13 protein-coding genes and 1 riboswitch are annotated in these 13,614 nt (G+C 72.2%); of the genes, 4 read left to right on the forward strand and 9 right to left on the reverse strand.

Annotated features, from left to right (window positions below; genetic code table 11):
* Positions 1–77 precede the first annotated feature (77 nt).
* The 4 genes from groL to thrC form a co-directional block, all read right to left on the reverse strand.
* A complete protein-coding gene (gene groL, locus Sdi02f_RS14580) occupies positions 78–1,703 on the reverse strand; it encodes a chaperonin GroEL (RefSeq protein WP_030399380.1) in 1,626 nt (541 codons plus the stop codon).
* Between the two features lie 313 nt (positions 1,704–2,016).
* The gene (locus Sdi02f_RS14585) at positions 2,017–2,220 is read right to left on the reverse strand and encodes a cold-shock protein (protein WP_004929928.1); all 204 of its coding nucleotides are present in this window, start codon (positions 2,218–2,220) and stop codon (positions 2,017–2,019) included.
* Positions 2,221–2,651: 431 nt separating this feature from the next.
* Positions 2,652–2,927, reverse strand: coding sequence for a MoaD/ThiS family protein (locus Sdi02f_RS14590; protein ID WP_030399381.1), 276 nt, complete (start codon positions 2,925–2,927; stop codon positions 2,652–2,654).
* A gap of 95 nt (positions 2,928–3,022) precedes the next feature.
* Entirely contained in the window at positions 3,023–4,315 is a 1,293-nt protein-coding gene (thrC, locus tag Sdi02f_RS14595) for a threonine synthase (RefSeq protein WP_030399382.1), read from the reverse strand.
* 17 nt (positions 4,316–4,332) lie between these two features.
* Positions 4,333–4,480, reverse strand: a riboswitch (SAM riboswitch).
* Positions 4,481–4,621: 141 nt separating this feature from the next.
* On the opposite strand from thrC, the gene Sdi02f_RS14600 reads away from it, so the two are divergent.
* Complete coding sequence (locus Sdi02f_RS14600) at positions 4,622–5,566, forward strand: glucosyl-3-phosphoglycerate synthase (protein ID WP_030399383.1); 945 nt, start codon at positions 4,622–4,624, stop codon at positions 5,564–5,566.
* 10 nt (positions 5,567–5,576) lie between these two features.
* Here the strand turns inward: Sdi02f_RS14600 and Sdi02f_RS14605 are convergent, their stop codons facing one another.
* Positions 5,577–6,317: a hypothetical protein gene (locus Sdi02f_RS14605; protein ID WP_108933389.1), complete on the reverse strand. Its 741-nt coding sequence runs from the start codon at positions 6,315–6,317 to the stop codon at positions 5,577–5,579.
* Between the two features lie 146 nt (positions 6,318–6,463).
* Between Sdi02f_RS14605 and Sdi02f_RS14610 the strand changes: the two genes are divergently transcribed.
* Positions 6,464–7,852 carry an alpha,alpha-trehalose-phosphate synthase (UDP-forming) gene (locus tag Sdi02f_RS14610; protein WP_030399385.1) on the forward strand — a complete coding sequence of 463 codons (1,389 nt, stop codon included), beginning with the start codon at positions 6,464–6,466 and terminating at the stop codon, positions 7,850–7,852.
* A gap of 4 nt (positions 7,853–7,856) precedes the next feature.
* Here the strand turns inward: Sdi02f_RS14610 and Sdi02f_RS14615 are convergent, their stop codons facing one another.
* The 4 genes from Sdi02f_RS14615 to Sdi02f_RS14630 form a co-directional block, all read right to left on the reverse strand.
* Positions 7,857–8,342: a hypothetical protein gene (locus Sdi02f_RS14615; protein ID WP_108933390.1), complete on the reverse strand. Its 486-nt coding sequence runs from the start codon at positions 8,340–8,342 to the stop codon at positions 7,857–7,859.
* A 138-nt stretch (positions 8,343–8,480) separates the two neighbouring features.
* On the reverse strand, positions 8,481–9,353 hold the full coding sequence (gene otsB, locus Sdi02f_RS14620; RefSeq protein WP_108933391.1) for a trehalose-phosphatase: 873 nt from the start codon (positions 9,351–9,353) through the stop codon (positions 8,481–8,483).
* Positions 9,354–9,635: 282 nt separating this feature from the next.
* Entirely contained in the window at positions 9,636–9,869 is a 234-nt protein-coding gene (locus tag Sdi02f_RS14625) for a DUF3263 domain-containing protein (RefSeq protein WP_030399388.1), read from the reverse strand.
* A gap of 39 nt (positions 9,870–9,908) precedes the next feature.
* On the reverse strand, positions 9,909–11,174 hold the full coding sequence (locus Sdi02f_RS14630) for an extracellular solute-binding protein (RefSeq protein WP_107062320.1): 1,266 nt from the start codon (positions 11,172–11,174) through the stop codon (positions 9,909–9,911).
* A 99-nt stretch (positions 11,175–11,273) separates the two neighbouring features.
* Between Sdi02f_RS14630 and Sdi02f_RS14635 the strand changes: the two genes are divergently transcribed.
* Both Sdi02f_RS14635 and nagA read left to right on the forward strand, forming a co-directional pair.
* Positions 11,274–12,326 carry an ROK family protein gene (locus tag Sdi02f_RS14635; protein ID WP_078886515.1) on the forward strand — a complete coding sequence of 351 codons (1,053 nt, stop codon included), beginning with the start codon at positions 11,274–11,276 and terminating at the stop codon, positions 12,324–12,326.
* Between the two features lie 7 nt (positions 12,327–12,333).
* Entirely contained in the window at positions 12,334–13,479 is a 1,146-nt protein-coding gene (gene nagA, locus Sdi02f_RS14640) for an N-acetylglucosamine-6-phosphate deacetylase (protein ID WP_030399391.1), read from the forward strand.
* The last annotated feature ends 135 nt before the right edge of the window (positions 13,480–13,614 follow it).

Consider the following 13,614-nt stretch of genomic DNA (forward strand, 5'->3'; position numbering starts at 1 on the left):
CCCGAGGGCGGCACCCCCCTCTCGGGGAGTGCCGCCCTCGGTCCGTACGGGACGGCCGATCAACCGGAACCGGTCGATCAGAAGTCCATGTCACCGCCCGGCATGCCGCCCGGGGCGCCCGCCGGAGCGGCCTTCTCCGGCTTGTCGGCGATGACGGCCTCGGTGGTGAGGAACAGCGCGGCGATGGAGGCGGCGTTCTGCAGCGCGGAACGGGTCACCTTCGCCGGGTCGATGATGCCCTCGGCGATCATGTCGACGTACTCACCGGAAGCGGCGTTCAGGCCGTGGCCGACGGTCAGGTTGCGGACCTTCTCCACGACGACGCCGCCCTCGAGACCGCCGTTGACGGCGATCTGCTTCAGCGGGGCCTCCAGGGCGAGCTTCACGGCGTTGGCGCCGGTCGCCTCGTCGCCCGACAGCTCCAGCTTCTCGAAGACCTGGGAGGCCTGGAGCAGGGCCACGCCACCACCGGCGACGATGCCCTCCTCGACGGCCGCCTTCGCGTTGCGGACGGCGTCCTCGATGCGGTGCTTGCGCTCCTTGAGCTCGACCTCGGTGGCGGCACCGGCCTTGATGACGGCCACGCCGCCGGCCAGCTTCGCCAGGCGCTCCTGGAGCTTCTCGCGGTCGTAGTCCGAGTCGCTGTTCTCGATCTCGGCGCGGATCTGGTTGACCCGGCCCTGGACCTGGTCGGCGGAGCCGGCGCCGTCCACGATCGTGGTCTCGTCCTTGGTGATGACGACCTTGCGCGCGCTGCCCAGCAGGTCCAGCGTGGCGTTCTCGAGCTTGAGGCCGACCTCCTCGGAGATGACCTCGCCGCCGGTGAGGATGGCGATGTCGCCGAGCATGGCCTTGCGGCGGTCGCCGAAGCCCGGGGCCTTGACGGCCACGGACTTGAAGGTGCCGCGGATCTTGTTGACGACCAGGGTCGACAGGGCCTCGCCCTCGACGTCCTCGGCGATGATCAGCAGCGGCTTGCCCGACTGCATGACCTTCTCCAGGAGCGGCAGCAGGTCCTTGACGTTGCCGATCTTGGAGTTGGCGATCAGGATGTACGGGTCGTCGAGGGACGCCTCCATACGCTCCATGTCGGTGGCGAAGTACGCCGAGATGTAGCCCTTGTCGAAGCGCATACCCTCGGTGAGCTCCAGCTCCAGACCGAAGGTCTGGGACTCCTCGACGGTGATGACGCCTTCCTTGCCGACCTTGTCCATGGCCTCGGCGATGAGCTCGCCGATCTGGGTGTCGGCGGCGGAGATGGAGGCCGTGGAGGCGATCTGCTCCTTGGTCTCGACATCCTTGGCCTGCTCGAGCAGGGCGGCGGAGACGGCCTCGACGGCCTTCTCGATACCGCGCTTGAGGGCCATCGGGTTGGCGCCGGCCGCGACGTTGCGCAGGCCTTCCTTGACCAGGGCCTGGGCGAGAACGGTCGCGGTGGTCGTACCGTCGCCGGCGACGTCGTCCGTCTTCTTGGCGACTTCCTTGACCAGCTCGGCGCCGATCTTCTCGTACGGGTCCTCGAGCTCGATCTCCTTGGCGATGGAGACACCATCGTTGGTGATCGTGGGGGCGCCCCACTTCTTCTCGAGGACGACGTTGCGGCCCTTGGGGCCGAGCGTCACCTTGACGGCGTCCGCGAGCTGGTTCATGCCGCGCTCGAGGCCGCGCCGCGCCTCCTCGTCGAACGCGATGATCTTGGCCATGTGAAGTGGTCCCTCCAGGACTGGGGGTGATTCCTTCGGACCGCGCCCGCGCCCGCGACGGACGGCTCGCCGACCTTGTGGTTCCTTCCCCACCCGGTCCGCGGGCCTCACCGACCCGGTCCTTCGTTGTCACTCTCACCTTCAGAGTGCTAACGCCAATGATTAGCACTCGGCATGCCCGAGTGCAAGGTGCGCCCGCGAAGCGGGCTCGTCGAGGGGCGGTCGCCGGCCGGCGGCGAACAGGCCGAAGGGCCCGTACCCAGCGGGTACGGGCCCTTCGGATGAAGACCGGGTGCTGCGGTGGCCGCGCGTCTCAGGCGCTGAGGCGAACCATGTCGGCCTGCGGGCCCTTCTGACCCTGCGAGATCTCGAACTCGACCCGCTGGCCTTCTTCGAGGGTGCGGTAGCCGTCCATCTGAATCGCGCTGTAGTGGACGAAAACATCCGCACCACCGTCGACCGCGATGAAGCCGTACCCCTTCTCCGCGTTGAACCACTTGACGGTGCCCTGAGCCATGCCTAACTCCCCTATTACTGGCCCTTGCACAGATCCGCACTTCGCGGACCCGGGTCAGACCTCACCCCCCACGACTGGGGGCGTGCGCCGGAACGCGTCGACCGCGGCTGAATGTATCTGTCCAACTGCCGTCTGCAACAGGTCAATCGGACGAGAAATCTGGACGCGCCCGGTCCGGAATGTAGCGAGAATTCGCCTGAATTCGGGTCAAGTCGGGGCACGCAAAGGGAACAAAAGCCGCAGAACACGCTCGCACTTTGGCTGCTTCTTGTCGGGCGGGCGGCAGGAATTAACGGTTCCCGTTGTGCTGATCGGGAGCGGGTTCCCCAACTCTACCGCGCTCAACCCCATGGAATTGCCCCCTCCGTTTCTCTCACGGAGAGGGCAATACGCACTACAAGGTGTATCTGCGGCGGTCTGCGCCGCACGCGTCAGCCGCCGGCGACCGCCGGGATGATCGAGACGCCCGCGCCGTCCGGCGTCGCGGTCTCCAGGCCCTGCTCGAAGCGGACGTCGTCGTCGTTGACGTAGACGTTGACGAAGCGGCGCAGCTTGCCCTGGTCGTCCAGGACGCGGGCGGCGATGCCGGTGTGGTTCTTCTCCAGGTCGGAGATGACCTCGCCGAGGGTGACGCCCTCGGCACTGACCTCGGCCTTGCCGCCGGTGTAGGTGCGCAGGATGGTCGGGATGCGAACGGTGACGCTCACGTGGAACCTCCGGTCAGGTGTCGTGCCCAGGGGCGCGGAAGACTGCGCGGCCGGCCACATGCGGCCCGCAGGTGAGGAACGAGGGAGCCGGGCCCCTAGACAAGGCCGGCCTCGCGGAAGGAATCGAGGGTGGGGCGGATCGTGGCGGTGAGGCCGGTGCCGGCCACCGCGTCGAGGGTCTTGAGGCCGTCACCGGTGTTGAGGACGACCGTGGTGAGCGACGGGTCCAGCACGCCGTTCTCGATCAGCTTCTTCGTCACGCCGACGGTCACGCCGCCGGCCGTCTCGGCGAAGATGCCCTCGGTGCGGGCGAGCAGCTTGATCGCGTCCACGACCTGCTCGTCGGTCACGTCCTCCACGGCGCCGCCGGTGCGGCGGGCGATGTCGAGGACGTAGGGGCCGTCGGCCGGGTTGCCGATGGCCAGGGACTTGGCGATGGTGTTCGGCTTCTGCGGGCGGACCACGTCGTGACCGGCCTTGTACGCCGTGGAGACCGGCGAGCAGCCCTCGGCCTGCGCGCCGAAGATCTTGTAGGGCCTGTCCTCGACCAGGCCGAGCGCGATCAGCTCCTTGAGCCCCTTGTCGATCTTCGTGAGCTGGGAGCCGGACGCGATCGGCACGACGAGCTGGTCGGGCAGCCTCCAGCCGAGCTGCTCGCAGATCTCGTAGGCGAGGGTCTTGGAGCCCTCGGCGTAGTAGGGCCGCAGGTTGACGTTGACGAAGCCCCAGCCCTCGCCCGCCGGGTCGCCGATCAGCTCGGAGCAGAAGCGGTTCACGTCGTCGTAGTTGCCCTCGATGCCGACCAGCTCACCGCCGTAGACGGCGGCCATGACGACCTTGCCCTGCTCCAGGTCGTGCGGGATGAACACGCAGGAGCGGAAGCCGGCCCGGGCGGCGGCGGCGCCGACGGCACCGGCGAGGTTGCCGGTGGAGGAGCAGGACAGGGTGGTGAAGCCGAAGGCGCGGGCGGCCTCCAGGGCCTGGGCGACGACGCGGTCCTTGAAGGAGTGCGTCGGGTTGCCGGAGTCGTCCTTGACGTACAGGCCGCCGGTGACGCCCAGTTCACGGGCGAGGTTGTCGGCCTGGACGAGCTTGGTCCAGCCCGGGTTGATGTTCGGCTTGGTCGCCACGTCGGCGGGGACGGGGAGCAGGGGGGCGTAGCGCCAGATGTTCGCGGGGCCCGCTTCGATCCGCTTGCGCAGCTCGTCGGCGTCGTAGGCGGAGAAGTCGTAGGCGATCTCGAGGGGGCCGAAACACTCCTCGCAGGCGAAGACCGGTCCGAGCGGGACCTTGTGGCCGCACTCCCGGCAGCTCAGGGCGGCGGCGGGGCCGAGGTCGACCGCGGGGTTCGTGGTGTTCGTGGCGGTTTCGGCAGTCTGCACAGCCATGGAGGCGAGGCCCTTTCTCCTCATCTTCCTCACGACGCATCTCGCCGTGAGACGGATTTGGCACCTTCCCTAGCCGGGAGCCTCGCCACGTCTGTGTGACAAGAGCCGGCTGGAGGGTTGCCGGGGCTTCATCGGGCCGTATCCCTCTGCCCCTCTGGATGAGCGGTATGTGGTTGTTGTTCGGTTGTGCGCGCGGCGACCCCGGCATGCGGTGGTCCCACGCGTTGTTCAAGACTGTAACCGAAGGCCAGGACGGTTGAGATAGTCGTCCGTAAGGCGAGATGGATCACAAAGGAGTCACCGGACGTGCTGGAAGAAGTCGAGCGCTGGCTGAACGCGCGCTCCTGGTCCGCCGGGGACCGGCCCGTCCAGCACCTTCTGTCCGCGAAGCGCGCCACCGGGCAGTCGGTCAGCGTGGTGCTCCCCGCCCTGGACGAGGAGGCGACGGTCGGCGACATCGTCACGGTGATCCGGCGGGAGCTGATGCTCCGGGTTCCGCTGGTCGACGAGATCGTGGTCGTGGACTCCGGCTCCGGCGACCGTACGGCGGAGGTCGCCGCGGCGGCGGGAGCGCGCGTCGAGCACCGGGACGCGATCCTCCCGCGCATCCCCGCCCTGCCGGGCAAGGGCGAGGTGCTGTGGCGGTCGCTGCTGGTCACCGGCGGGGACATCGTCTGCTTCGTCGACGCCGACCTGCGGGAGTTCTCCGCCGACTTCGTCTCCGGGATCGTGGGCCCGCTGCTCACCGACCCGGACGTGCACCTCGTCAAGGCCATGTACGACCGCCCGCTGGGCACGGCTCCCGGGCAGGGCGGCCGGGTCACGGAGCTGATGGCCCGCCCCCTGCTCAACATGCACTGGCCGCGGCTGGCCGGCTTCGTCCAGCCGCTGGGCGGCGAGTACGCGGCCCGCCGCTCCCTGCTGGAACGGCTCCCCTTCCCGGTCGGCTACGGCGTCGAGCTGGGCATGCTGGTCGACGCCCTGCACCTGGTGGGCCTGGACGCGCTCGCCCAGGTCGACGTCGGCGTCCGCGTCCACCGCCACCAGGACGGCCGGGCCCTGGGCCGGATGGCCGCCGCGATCTACCGCACCGCCCAGCTCCGCCTGGCCCGCGGCCACCTGGTCCGCCCGACGCTCACCCAGTTCGAGCGCGGCGTGGACGGCTTCGAGCCGCGCACCTACACCGTGGACACCGAGGAGCGCCCGCCGATGACGGAGATCGCGGAGTACGCGGCCCGGCGGGTGGCCTGAGCGCCGGGCCTCAGCCGGGGACGCCGTCCGACCAGCGCCACCTGCCGCCGGAGTCGCGTTCGCAGGTCAGGTACTCGCCGCCGCGGCCGTGGGTGCTCAGCCCGTGGTGCTTGTCGGCACAGAACTGGCCGTCGGCGTAGCAGTTGCCGGCGGGGCTCTTCAGCTCGCACACGGCGCCGCCCCCGCCGCCCCCGCTCGTACCGCCACCCCCGGTGCCGCCGCCGGTTCCGCCCGTGGCGCCGCCCGGGGCCTTCGTCGGCAACGGGGCCGGAGGCGGGGTGTGCAGCAGGCGCCCGGCGCAGTCGCGGCCGTCGCGGGGAACGGTGAAGGTCACGGCGCCGGGGCCGCCGCTCTGCTCGCAGACCTTCTCGTCGAGGCCCCAGGAGGACGCCCGCTGTCCGGTGCCCTGGAGGCGCACGGTGTAGTCGACGTGCGCGCCCTTGGCGGCGAGGACGGCCGAACCCATGGTGCGGCCGGTGAGGTCCCGCAGCGTGACGGCGGTCGGGGTCGGCGTCGGAGTCGGGGTGGGCGTCGCGGTCCCGGTACTGGGGGACGCCTCGGGGGTGGGGCTGTCGCTCGGCGTGGCGGTGGCGGTGGCCGTCGCGGCCGCCGCCCGGGCCCCGGTGCTCGTGTCGCCGTCGCCGTCGCCGTCGCCGCAGCCCGCCAGGGTCAGCGCGCACGCCGCGACCAGTGCCGTCGCGCCGGCGAGTCCGCTCGTGCGCCGGTGTCGTGTACGGATGCGTATGGGCATGGTGCGCCCGCCCCCCAAGAAGTTGAAATGTGCACCGCATATCCTCGGCCCGTTCACAGTTCCCCCACAAGAGGCGTGACCGAATCGTCGTCGGGGTGACGCCGGGGAACGTTTGAGGTGCGTGGGGCCGGGCTAGGTTGAGGCGTATGGCTTCAAGCTTCGGTGCTGCTCAGGTGCTGGTCGCCTCCAACCGGGGGCCGGTCTCGTACGAGGTGCGGGAGGACGGGTCGCTGCACGCCAAACGGGGTGGTGGCGGGCTCGTGTCGGGACTGTCGGCCATCGGGCCCGACGCCGGTGCGCTGTGGGTGTGCTCGGCGCTCGGCGACGGCGACCGCGAGGCGGTGCGGCGCGGGGTCGGCGAGGACGGCGTACGGATGCTGGACGTGCCGGCCGACGTGCACGCGGACGCGTACAACGGGATCGCGAACTCGGTGCTGTGGTTCGTGCACCACATGCTGTACCAGACGCCCCTGGAGCCGGTCTTCGACGCGGAGTTCCGGCGGCAGTGGGCCTCCTACGAGGCGTACAACCGGGCCTTCGCCGAGGCACTGGCCGAGGAGGCGGCCGAGGGCGCCGTCGCGATCGTGCAGGACTACCACCTGACGCTGGTGCCGGGGATGCTGCGCGAGCTGCGTCCGGACCTCAGGATCGGCCACTTCTCGCACACGCCGTGGGCCCCGGTGGACTACTTCCGGCTGCTGCCGGACGACATCGCCGAGCAGGTGCTGCGCGGGATGCTGGGCGCCGACCGGCTCGGGTTCCTCACCCGGCGCTGGGCCGACGCGTTCACCGCCTGCTGCGACGCCGTCGTGGGCGGGCTCGGCGGCACGGAGATCGGCGTGCACGGGCTGGGCGCCGACGGGGACTTCCTGCGGAAGCGCTCGCACGAGGCCGACGTCGAGGAACGGATGGCGGAGCTGCGGGCGGAGATCGGGGAGGGACGCCGCACGATCGTGCGGGTGGACCGGACCGAGCTGTCCAAGAACATCGTGCGGGGGCTGCTCGCCTACCGGGAGCTGCTGGCCGGGCGGCCCGAGTGGCGCGAGCGGGTCGTGCACGTCGCGTTCGCCTACCCCTCGCGGCAGGACCTCGCCGTGTACCGGGAGTACACGGCCGAGGTGGAGCGGGTGGCGAACGCGGTCAACGAGGAGTTCGGCACCCCGGGGTGGACGCCGGTCGTGCTGAATCTCAAGGACGACTTCGCGCGGTCGCTGGCGGCGTACCGGCTGGCGGACGTGGCACTCGTCAACCCCGTCCGGGACGGGATGAACCTGGTCGCGAAGGAGGTGCCGGTCGTCTCCGACCAGGGGTGCGCGCTGGTGCTGTCGCGGGAGGCCGGGGCGTACGAGGAGCTGGGCGCGGACGCGGTGGTCGTGAACCCGTACGACGTGGTGGGCACGGCGGACGCGCTGCACGCGGCGCTCGGCCTGCCGGCGGGGGAACGGGCCGAGCGGTCGGAGCGGCTGGCCGCCGCCGGTACCGCGTTGCCCCCGGCGCGGTGGTTCCTGGAGCAGTTGGACGCGCTGCGCGGCTGACGGGCTACTCGGCCCGGACCGGCGGGCAGGTGCCGGTCTCCTCGCCGATCGAGTTGATCTCCGCGTTCGGCCTCGGGTCGCCCGCGTAGTTCACCTGGTCCGTGCACTTCACCCCGTCCTGCTTCGGGGTGCCGGACGGGGTGCCGCCCGACTGCGGCTCGGGGCAGGTGCCGGTCTCCTCGCCGATCGAGTTGATCTCCGCGTTCGGCCTGGGGTCGCCCGCGTAGTTCACCCGGTCCGTGCACTTCTGCCCCCGGTCCGGCTTCGACTCCTCCGGGGTGCGCGAGGACGTGCCGCCGGTGGCGCTCCCCCCGGCCGGGGCCGAGTCGCCGGCGGCGGGGGGCTGCGCGGTGCCCGTCGCGGTGGCGGTGGGGGAGCCCGAGGCGAGGGCGTCGTAGGGGCCGCCGCCGCCGCCGTTGCCGCAGGCGGTGAGGGCCAGGCCGAGGGCCACGGCGGCGAGGGCGAGCATCGGGGTCGTACGAGCGGACATGACGGGTTCCTCCACGGTCTTGGGCCTCACTGAGCGGCTCTACGGCGTGCAAGAGCGTGGGGGCGGCAGACCGGGTTGCCCCGCCCGCGGGGTCCGGACACGTCTGTGACAGGCGGGGGAACCGTCCGTGACGTTGTCTCAGGCCAGCCGGTGGGCGAGGGCCGCCAGGAGGGCGACCACACCGGCGGGGCCGGGGACCTCGACGTCGGCGCGCTTGCGCAGTTCCGTCACCTCGTCGCTGGCGCTGCAGACCAGCAGCCCGGGGGTGCCCTCGGCGCGGAGGGTGTCGACCGCCGCGTAGGCCGGGAGGTCGCCGAGGTCGTCGCCGGCGAAGAGGACGCAGGCCGCGTCGAGGGAGTGGGCGTAGGAGCGCAGCGCCGCGCCCTTGTCCATGCCGGGCGGGCGCAGTTCCAGGACCATGCGGCCGGGCTCGACGATCAGGCTGTGGCGCCGGGCCAGGTCGGCGAGGGGGGCACGCAGGGCTTCGAAGGCGGCGTGCGGGTCGGGGGCGCGGCGGGTGTGGACGGCGACCGCGTGGCCCTTGTCCTCCGTCCAGGTGCCCCGGGCCGCGGCCCCGGTCCGCTCCAGCAGCCCCGGCAGTTCGGCGCGGACGGCGGCGACGCCGGGGTGCGGTGCGGGCGTGGCGAGGGTCCCGGTGGCGGCGTCCCAGCGCTCGGCGCCGTAGTGGCCGAGGACGACGAGGTGGTCCAGGCCGGGGACGCCCGCGAAGCCGCCGTGGTGGACGGCGACCTCGGCGGGGCGGCCGGTGAGGACCGCGACGGAGGCGACCTTCGGGGCCAGGGCGGCGAGCGCCGGCACGGCATCCGGGTGGGCGCGGGCCTGGTCGGGGTCGGGCACGATCGGGGCGAGCGTGCCGTCGAAGTCGAGCACGACCACCGCCCGGCCGGGGTCGGCGAGGAAGGCGTCCAGTCCTGCGCGTCCGGCGGCCGTCGCGGGCGTCGGCAGGGAGTGTGGGGAGTCGTCTCGGGTGGAGTCCTGGTGGCTGCCCATACCGGGAACCTATCCCGCGGGGGCCGGGCGCACGCCTCACATCCGCCCACGCCACGACGGCCGCGTCCCGGCGTACCGGTGCCGCTCTGCCGCCCCTCCGCCGGCCGGCCCGGCGGGGCGGCGCTCCGCCCGACACACATCAGCACGTCCGCACATCAGCACATCCCACGGACCGGCGCGGGCCCCCGGCCCCCATGCCCACCCCTGAGACCGGCCGGGGCGGGCCGCCGGGCGTGCCGGCGCCCGCGCGCCGTGGGCCGCTGCCCCGCCCGCGCGGGCGGCTCAGCGCTCCGCGCGGCGGGAGTCGCGTACGCGGCGCAGGCGGTTGACCGTGACCGGGTCCGCGGCCAGGGCGCGGGGGTCGTCCAGGAGGGCGTTGAGGAGCTGGTAGTAGCGGACGGGGGCCAGGCCCAGCTCCTCGCGGACGGCGCGCTCCTTGGCGCCGGGGCCGGAAAAGCCCCGGCGTTCCATCGCGAGGATGCTCAGCTCCCGCTCGGCCAGCTCTCCCGGGTCCATGTACGGCACCGTAACGCCCGCCACCGACAACGCGGGCCGCTACCCCTCGCTGCCGGCCCGCACGGCCGTCGTCTGGATCTGGCCGAGGACCTCCTTGGGGCTGCCGCCCGGGGCGACCGCCTCGCCGATGCGCTTCTTGACGTCCGCGCTGACCGAGGCCCAGGAGGTCTTGCCGACCGGGTAGAGCTGGGAGAGCAGCAGCTCGTCCAGGAACGGCTTGAGCTTCCGGTCCTCCGCCGCCGTGCTCATGGTCCGCGAGGCGGAGGTGGTCACCGGCAGCAGGCCGTACTCGCGGGAGAAGTCGAGGACGTTCTCCTCGCTGTAGACGAAGTCGAGGAAGTCACCGACCTCCTCCTGGTGGCCGTTCTTCTTGAAGGCCGTCATCCAGTCGGAGACGCCGAGGGTGTTCCTGCTCTCGCCGTCGATGCCCGGGGTGGTCACCATGCCGTACTTCACCCCCTTCTCGGAGGCCGCCTTCATCAGCGAGGGGTGGCCGTTGAGCATGCCCACGTCGCCGTTGGCGAAGGCCTCGAAGGCGGCGGCGCGGTTGAGCCGGCCCGGGGCGACGGGTCCGGTGAGGCCCTTGCCGACCAGTTCGTCGCGCAGCCAGGTGAAGGTGGTGACGTTCTGCGGGGAGTCGACGGAGTAGGTGCCGACGTCGTCGGTGTAGCCGCCCCCGCCGCTGAGCATCCACTGCATCGTCTCGGCCGGCGCCTCCTCGGGGCCCAGCGGCAGGGCGTACGGGTACTTCACGCCCTCCTCCTCCAGCGCCTCGGCGGCCTTCGCGAGGTCGTCCCAGGACTTCGGCGGCTGGAGTCCGGCCTTGTCGAAGAGGGTCTTGTTGTAGAAGAGCACGCGCGTGGAGGCCGCGAAGGGCAGGCCGTACTGCACGTTGTTGACCTGGCCGGCGCCGGCCAGCTGGGAGACGAAGTCGGCCTGGACCGGTATGGAGAGGACGTCGTCGGCCCGGTAGAGCAGGCCCTCGTCCGCGTAGTCGGAGTAGGCGCCGATCTGCGCCATGTCGGGCGCCCTGCCCGCCTCGACCATCTCGCGGACCTTGCGGTCGACGTCGTTCCACGAGTAGACGGTGACGTCCACGTGCACGTCGGGGTTCTTCGCCTCGTAGGACTCGACCAGCGCGTCCCAGTACTTCTGGGAGCTGTTCTCCTTGCCGTCGCCGTAGTCGGCGGCGACCAGCTTCAGGGTCACCCCGTCCGAGTCGCCGGTCAGCCCGCAGCCGCCGAGGACCGCCGTCATGCCCAGTGCGGACACCACCGCGATCGTTCCTGTCCTACGCCGCCGCACCCTGAATCCCCAACCCTGCGTCTGTCCGCTTACCGGATTAAGGTCTACACCACGTGAGTGGACTAGACCTCTCCCGGGTGGACGGGCCACACTGTCCCCGTGAGACATGTCATCGCCCTCGATGTGGGCGGCACCGGGATGAAGGCCGCCCTGGCGGGACCTGGGGGCGAACTGCTGCACCAGGCCCGCCGGGCCACCGGCCGCGAGCGGGGACCCGAGGCGGTCGTCGCGGGCATCCTCGACTTCGCCGCCGAGCTGCGTGCCTACGGCGCCGACCGCTTCGGCGAGCCGGCCCGTGCCGCCGGCGTCGCCGTCCCCGGCATCGTCGACGCCGAGCAGGGCGTCGCCGTGTACGCGGCCAACCTCGGCTGGCGCGACGTACCGCTGCGCGGGCTGCTCGGCGAGCGGCTCGGCGGCATCCCGGTCGCCCTCGGCCACGACGTGCGCACCGGTGGGCTCGCCGAGGGCCGGATCGGCGCCGGACGGGGCGCCGACCGGTTCCTGTTCGTACCGCTGGGCACGGGGATCGCGGGCGCCATCGGCATCGACGGCCGGGTGGAGGCGGGCGCCCACGGCTTCGCGGGCGAGATCGGCCACGTCGTCGTCCGTCCCGGCGGCATCGCCTGCCCGTGCGGGCAGCGGGGCTGTCTGGAGCGGTTCGCGTCCGCGTCGGCGGTCAGCCAGGCGTGGGCCGAGGCCTGCGGCGACCCCGAGGCGGACGCCGCCGACTGCGCCAAGGCCGTCGAGTCGGGCGACGCCCGCGCGCTCGCCGTGTGGCGGGACGCCGTGGACGCGCTCGCCGACGGGCTGGTCACCGCGCTCACCCTGCTGGACCCGCGGGTCCTGATCATCGGTGGCGGCCTCGCCGAGGCGGGGGAAACCTTGTTCACACCGCTGCGGGACGCCGTCCGGCGGCGCGTCACCTTCCAGAAGCTGCCGGAGATCGTCCCCGCCGCACTCGGGGACACCGCCGGCTGCCTCGGTGCCGGGCTGATGGCCTGGGACCTGCTCGACACCGCTGCTCCGACTGCCGGTGCCGCCCCGGCCGCCACCGCCACGACAGGCACGGCGGCCACGGCCGCACCAACCGACACGGCTTCCACGGCCGACCCGACTTCCACGGCTCCCACGACCGTGACTCCCCGGAGGTAACCACCTGATGGCCCCAAGCAAGGTTCTCGCCGGTGCCCGGGTGGTGCTGCCCACCGGGACCGTGGACGACGGCCGCGTGGTCGTCGACGGCACGCGGATCGCGGACACCGCTCCCCCGCAGGCCGAGGTCGTCGACCTGTCGGGCCACTGGGTGGTGCCCGGCTTCGTCGACCTCCACAACCACGGCGGCGGCGGCGCCTCCTTCGCCGGCGGCACGGCCGAGGAGATCCTCAAGGGCGTCGAGACCCACCGGCGGCACGGCACCACCACGGTGGTCGCCTCCGCCGTCACCGGTGAGCTGGACTTCCTCGCCCGGCACGCCGGGATGCTCGCCGAACTCGCGCAGCAGGGCGACATCGTTGGCATCCACTTCGAGGGGCCGTTCATCTCCCCCTGCCGCAAGGGCGCCCACGACGAGCAGTTGCTGCGCCACCCGGACCCGGCCGAGGTCCGCAAGCTGATCGACGCGGCGCACGGCCACGCGAAGATGATGACCCTGGCGACGGAGCTGCCGGGCGGCCTGGACTCCGTACGGCTGCTCGTCGAGCACGGCGTGATCGCGGCCGTCGGGCACACCGACGCGACGTACGAGCAGACCGTGCAGGCCATCGACGCGGGCGCCCGGGTCGCCACGCACCTCTTCAACGCCATGCCCCCGGTCGGCCACCGCGCCCCAGGTCCGATCACGGCGCTGCTGGAGGACGAGCGGATCACCGTCGAGCTGATCAACGACGGCACGCACCTGCACCCGGCCGCGCTGCAGCTGGCCTTCCACCACGCGGGCGCCGCCCGGGTCGCCTTCATCACCGACGCGATGGACGCGGCCGGGTTCGGCGACGGCCGGTACCTGCTCGGTCCGCTGGAGGTCGAGGTCGCGGACGGGGTGGCCCGGCTGGTGGAGGGCGGCTCGATCGCGGGCTCCACGCTCACGCTGGACCGCGCCTTCAAGCGGGCGGTGACGGTGGACCGGCTGCCCGTCGGGGACGTCGTCGCGGCGATCTCCGCCAACCCGGCGCGGCTGCTCGGCCTGGACGACCGCATCGGCTCCCTGGAGCCCGGCAAGGACGCCGACCTGGTGGTCCTGGACGACGCCTTCGACCTGGTGGGCGTGATGCGGCAGGGCTCCTGGGTGGTCGATCCCCACCTGGGCTGATCCGTCCCCGTCCGGCTCCGGAAAGCCCCCGTCCGGACGCCGCCCCCTAGGCCGACCGCCCGCCTTTTGGCATGATCGTGTCGTGGAGCGCCGCTCCGCGGGCACGCCCAGCAGCACACGATCGGGGGAGGTCGG

Origin of the sequence: Streptomyces ardesiacus (assembly GCF_003112575.1) — a bacterium.
In the GTDB taxonomy this organism is placed as follows: domain Bacteria; phylum Actinomycetota; class Actinomycetes; order Streptomycetales; family Streptomycetaceae; genus Streptomyces; species Streptomyces ardesiacus.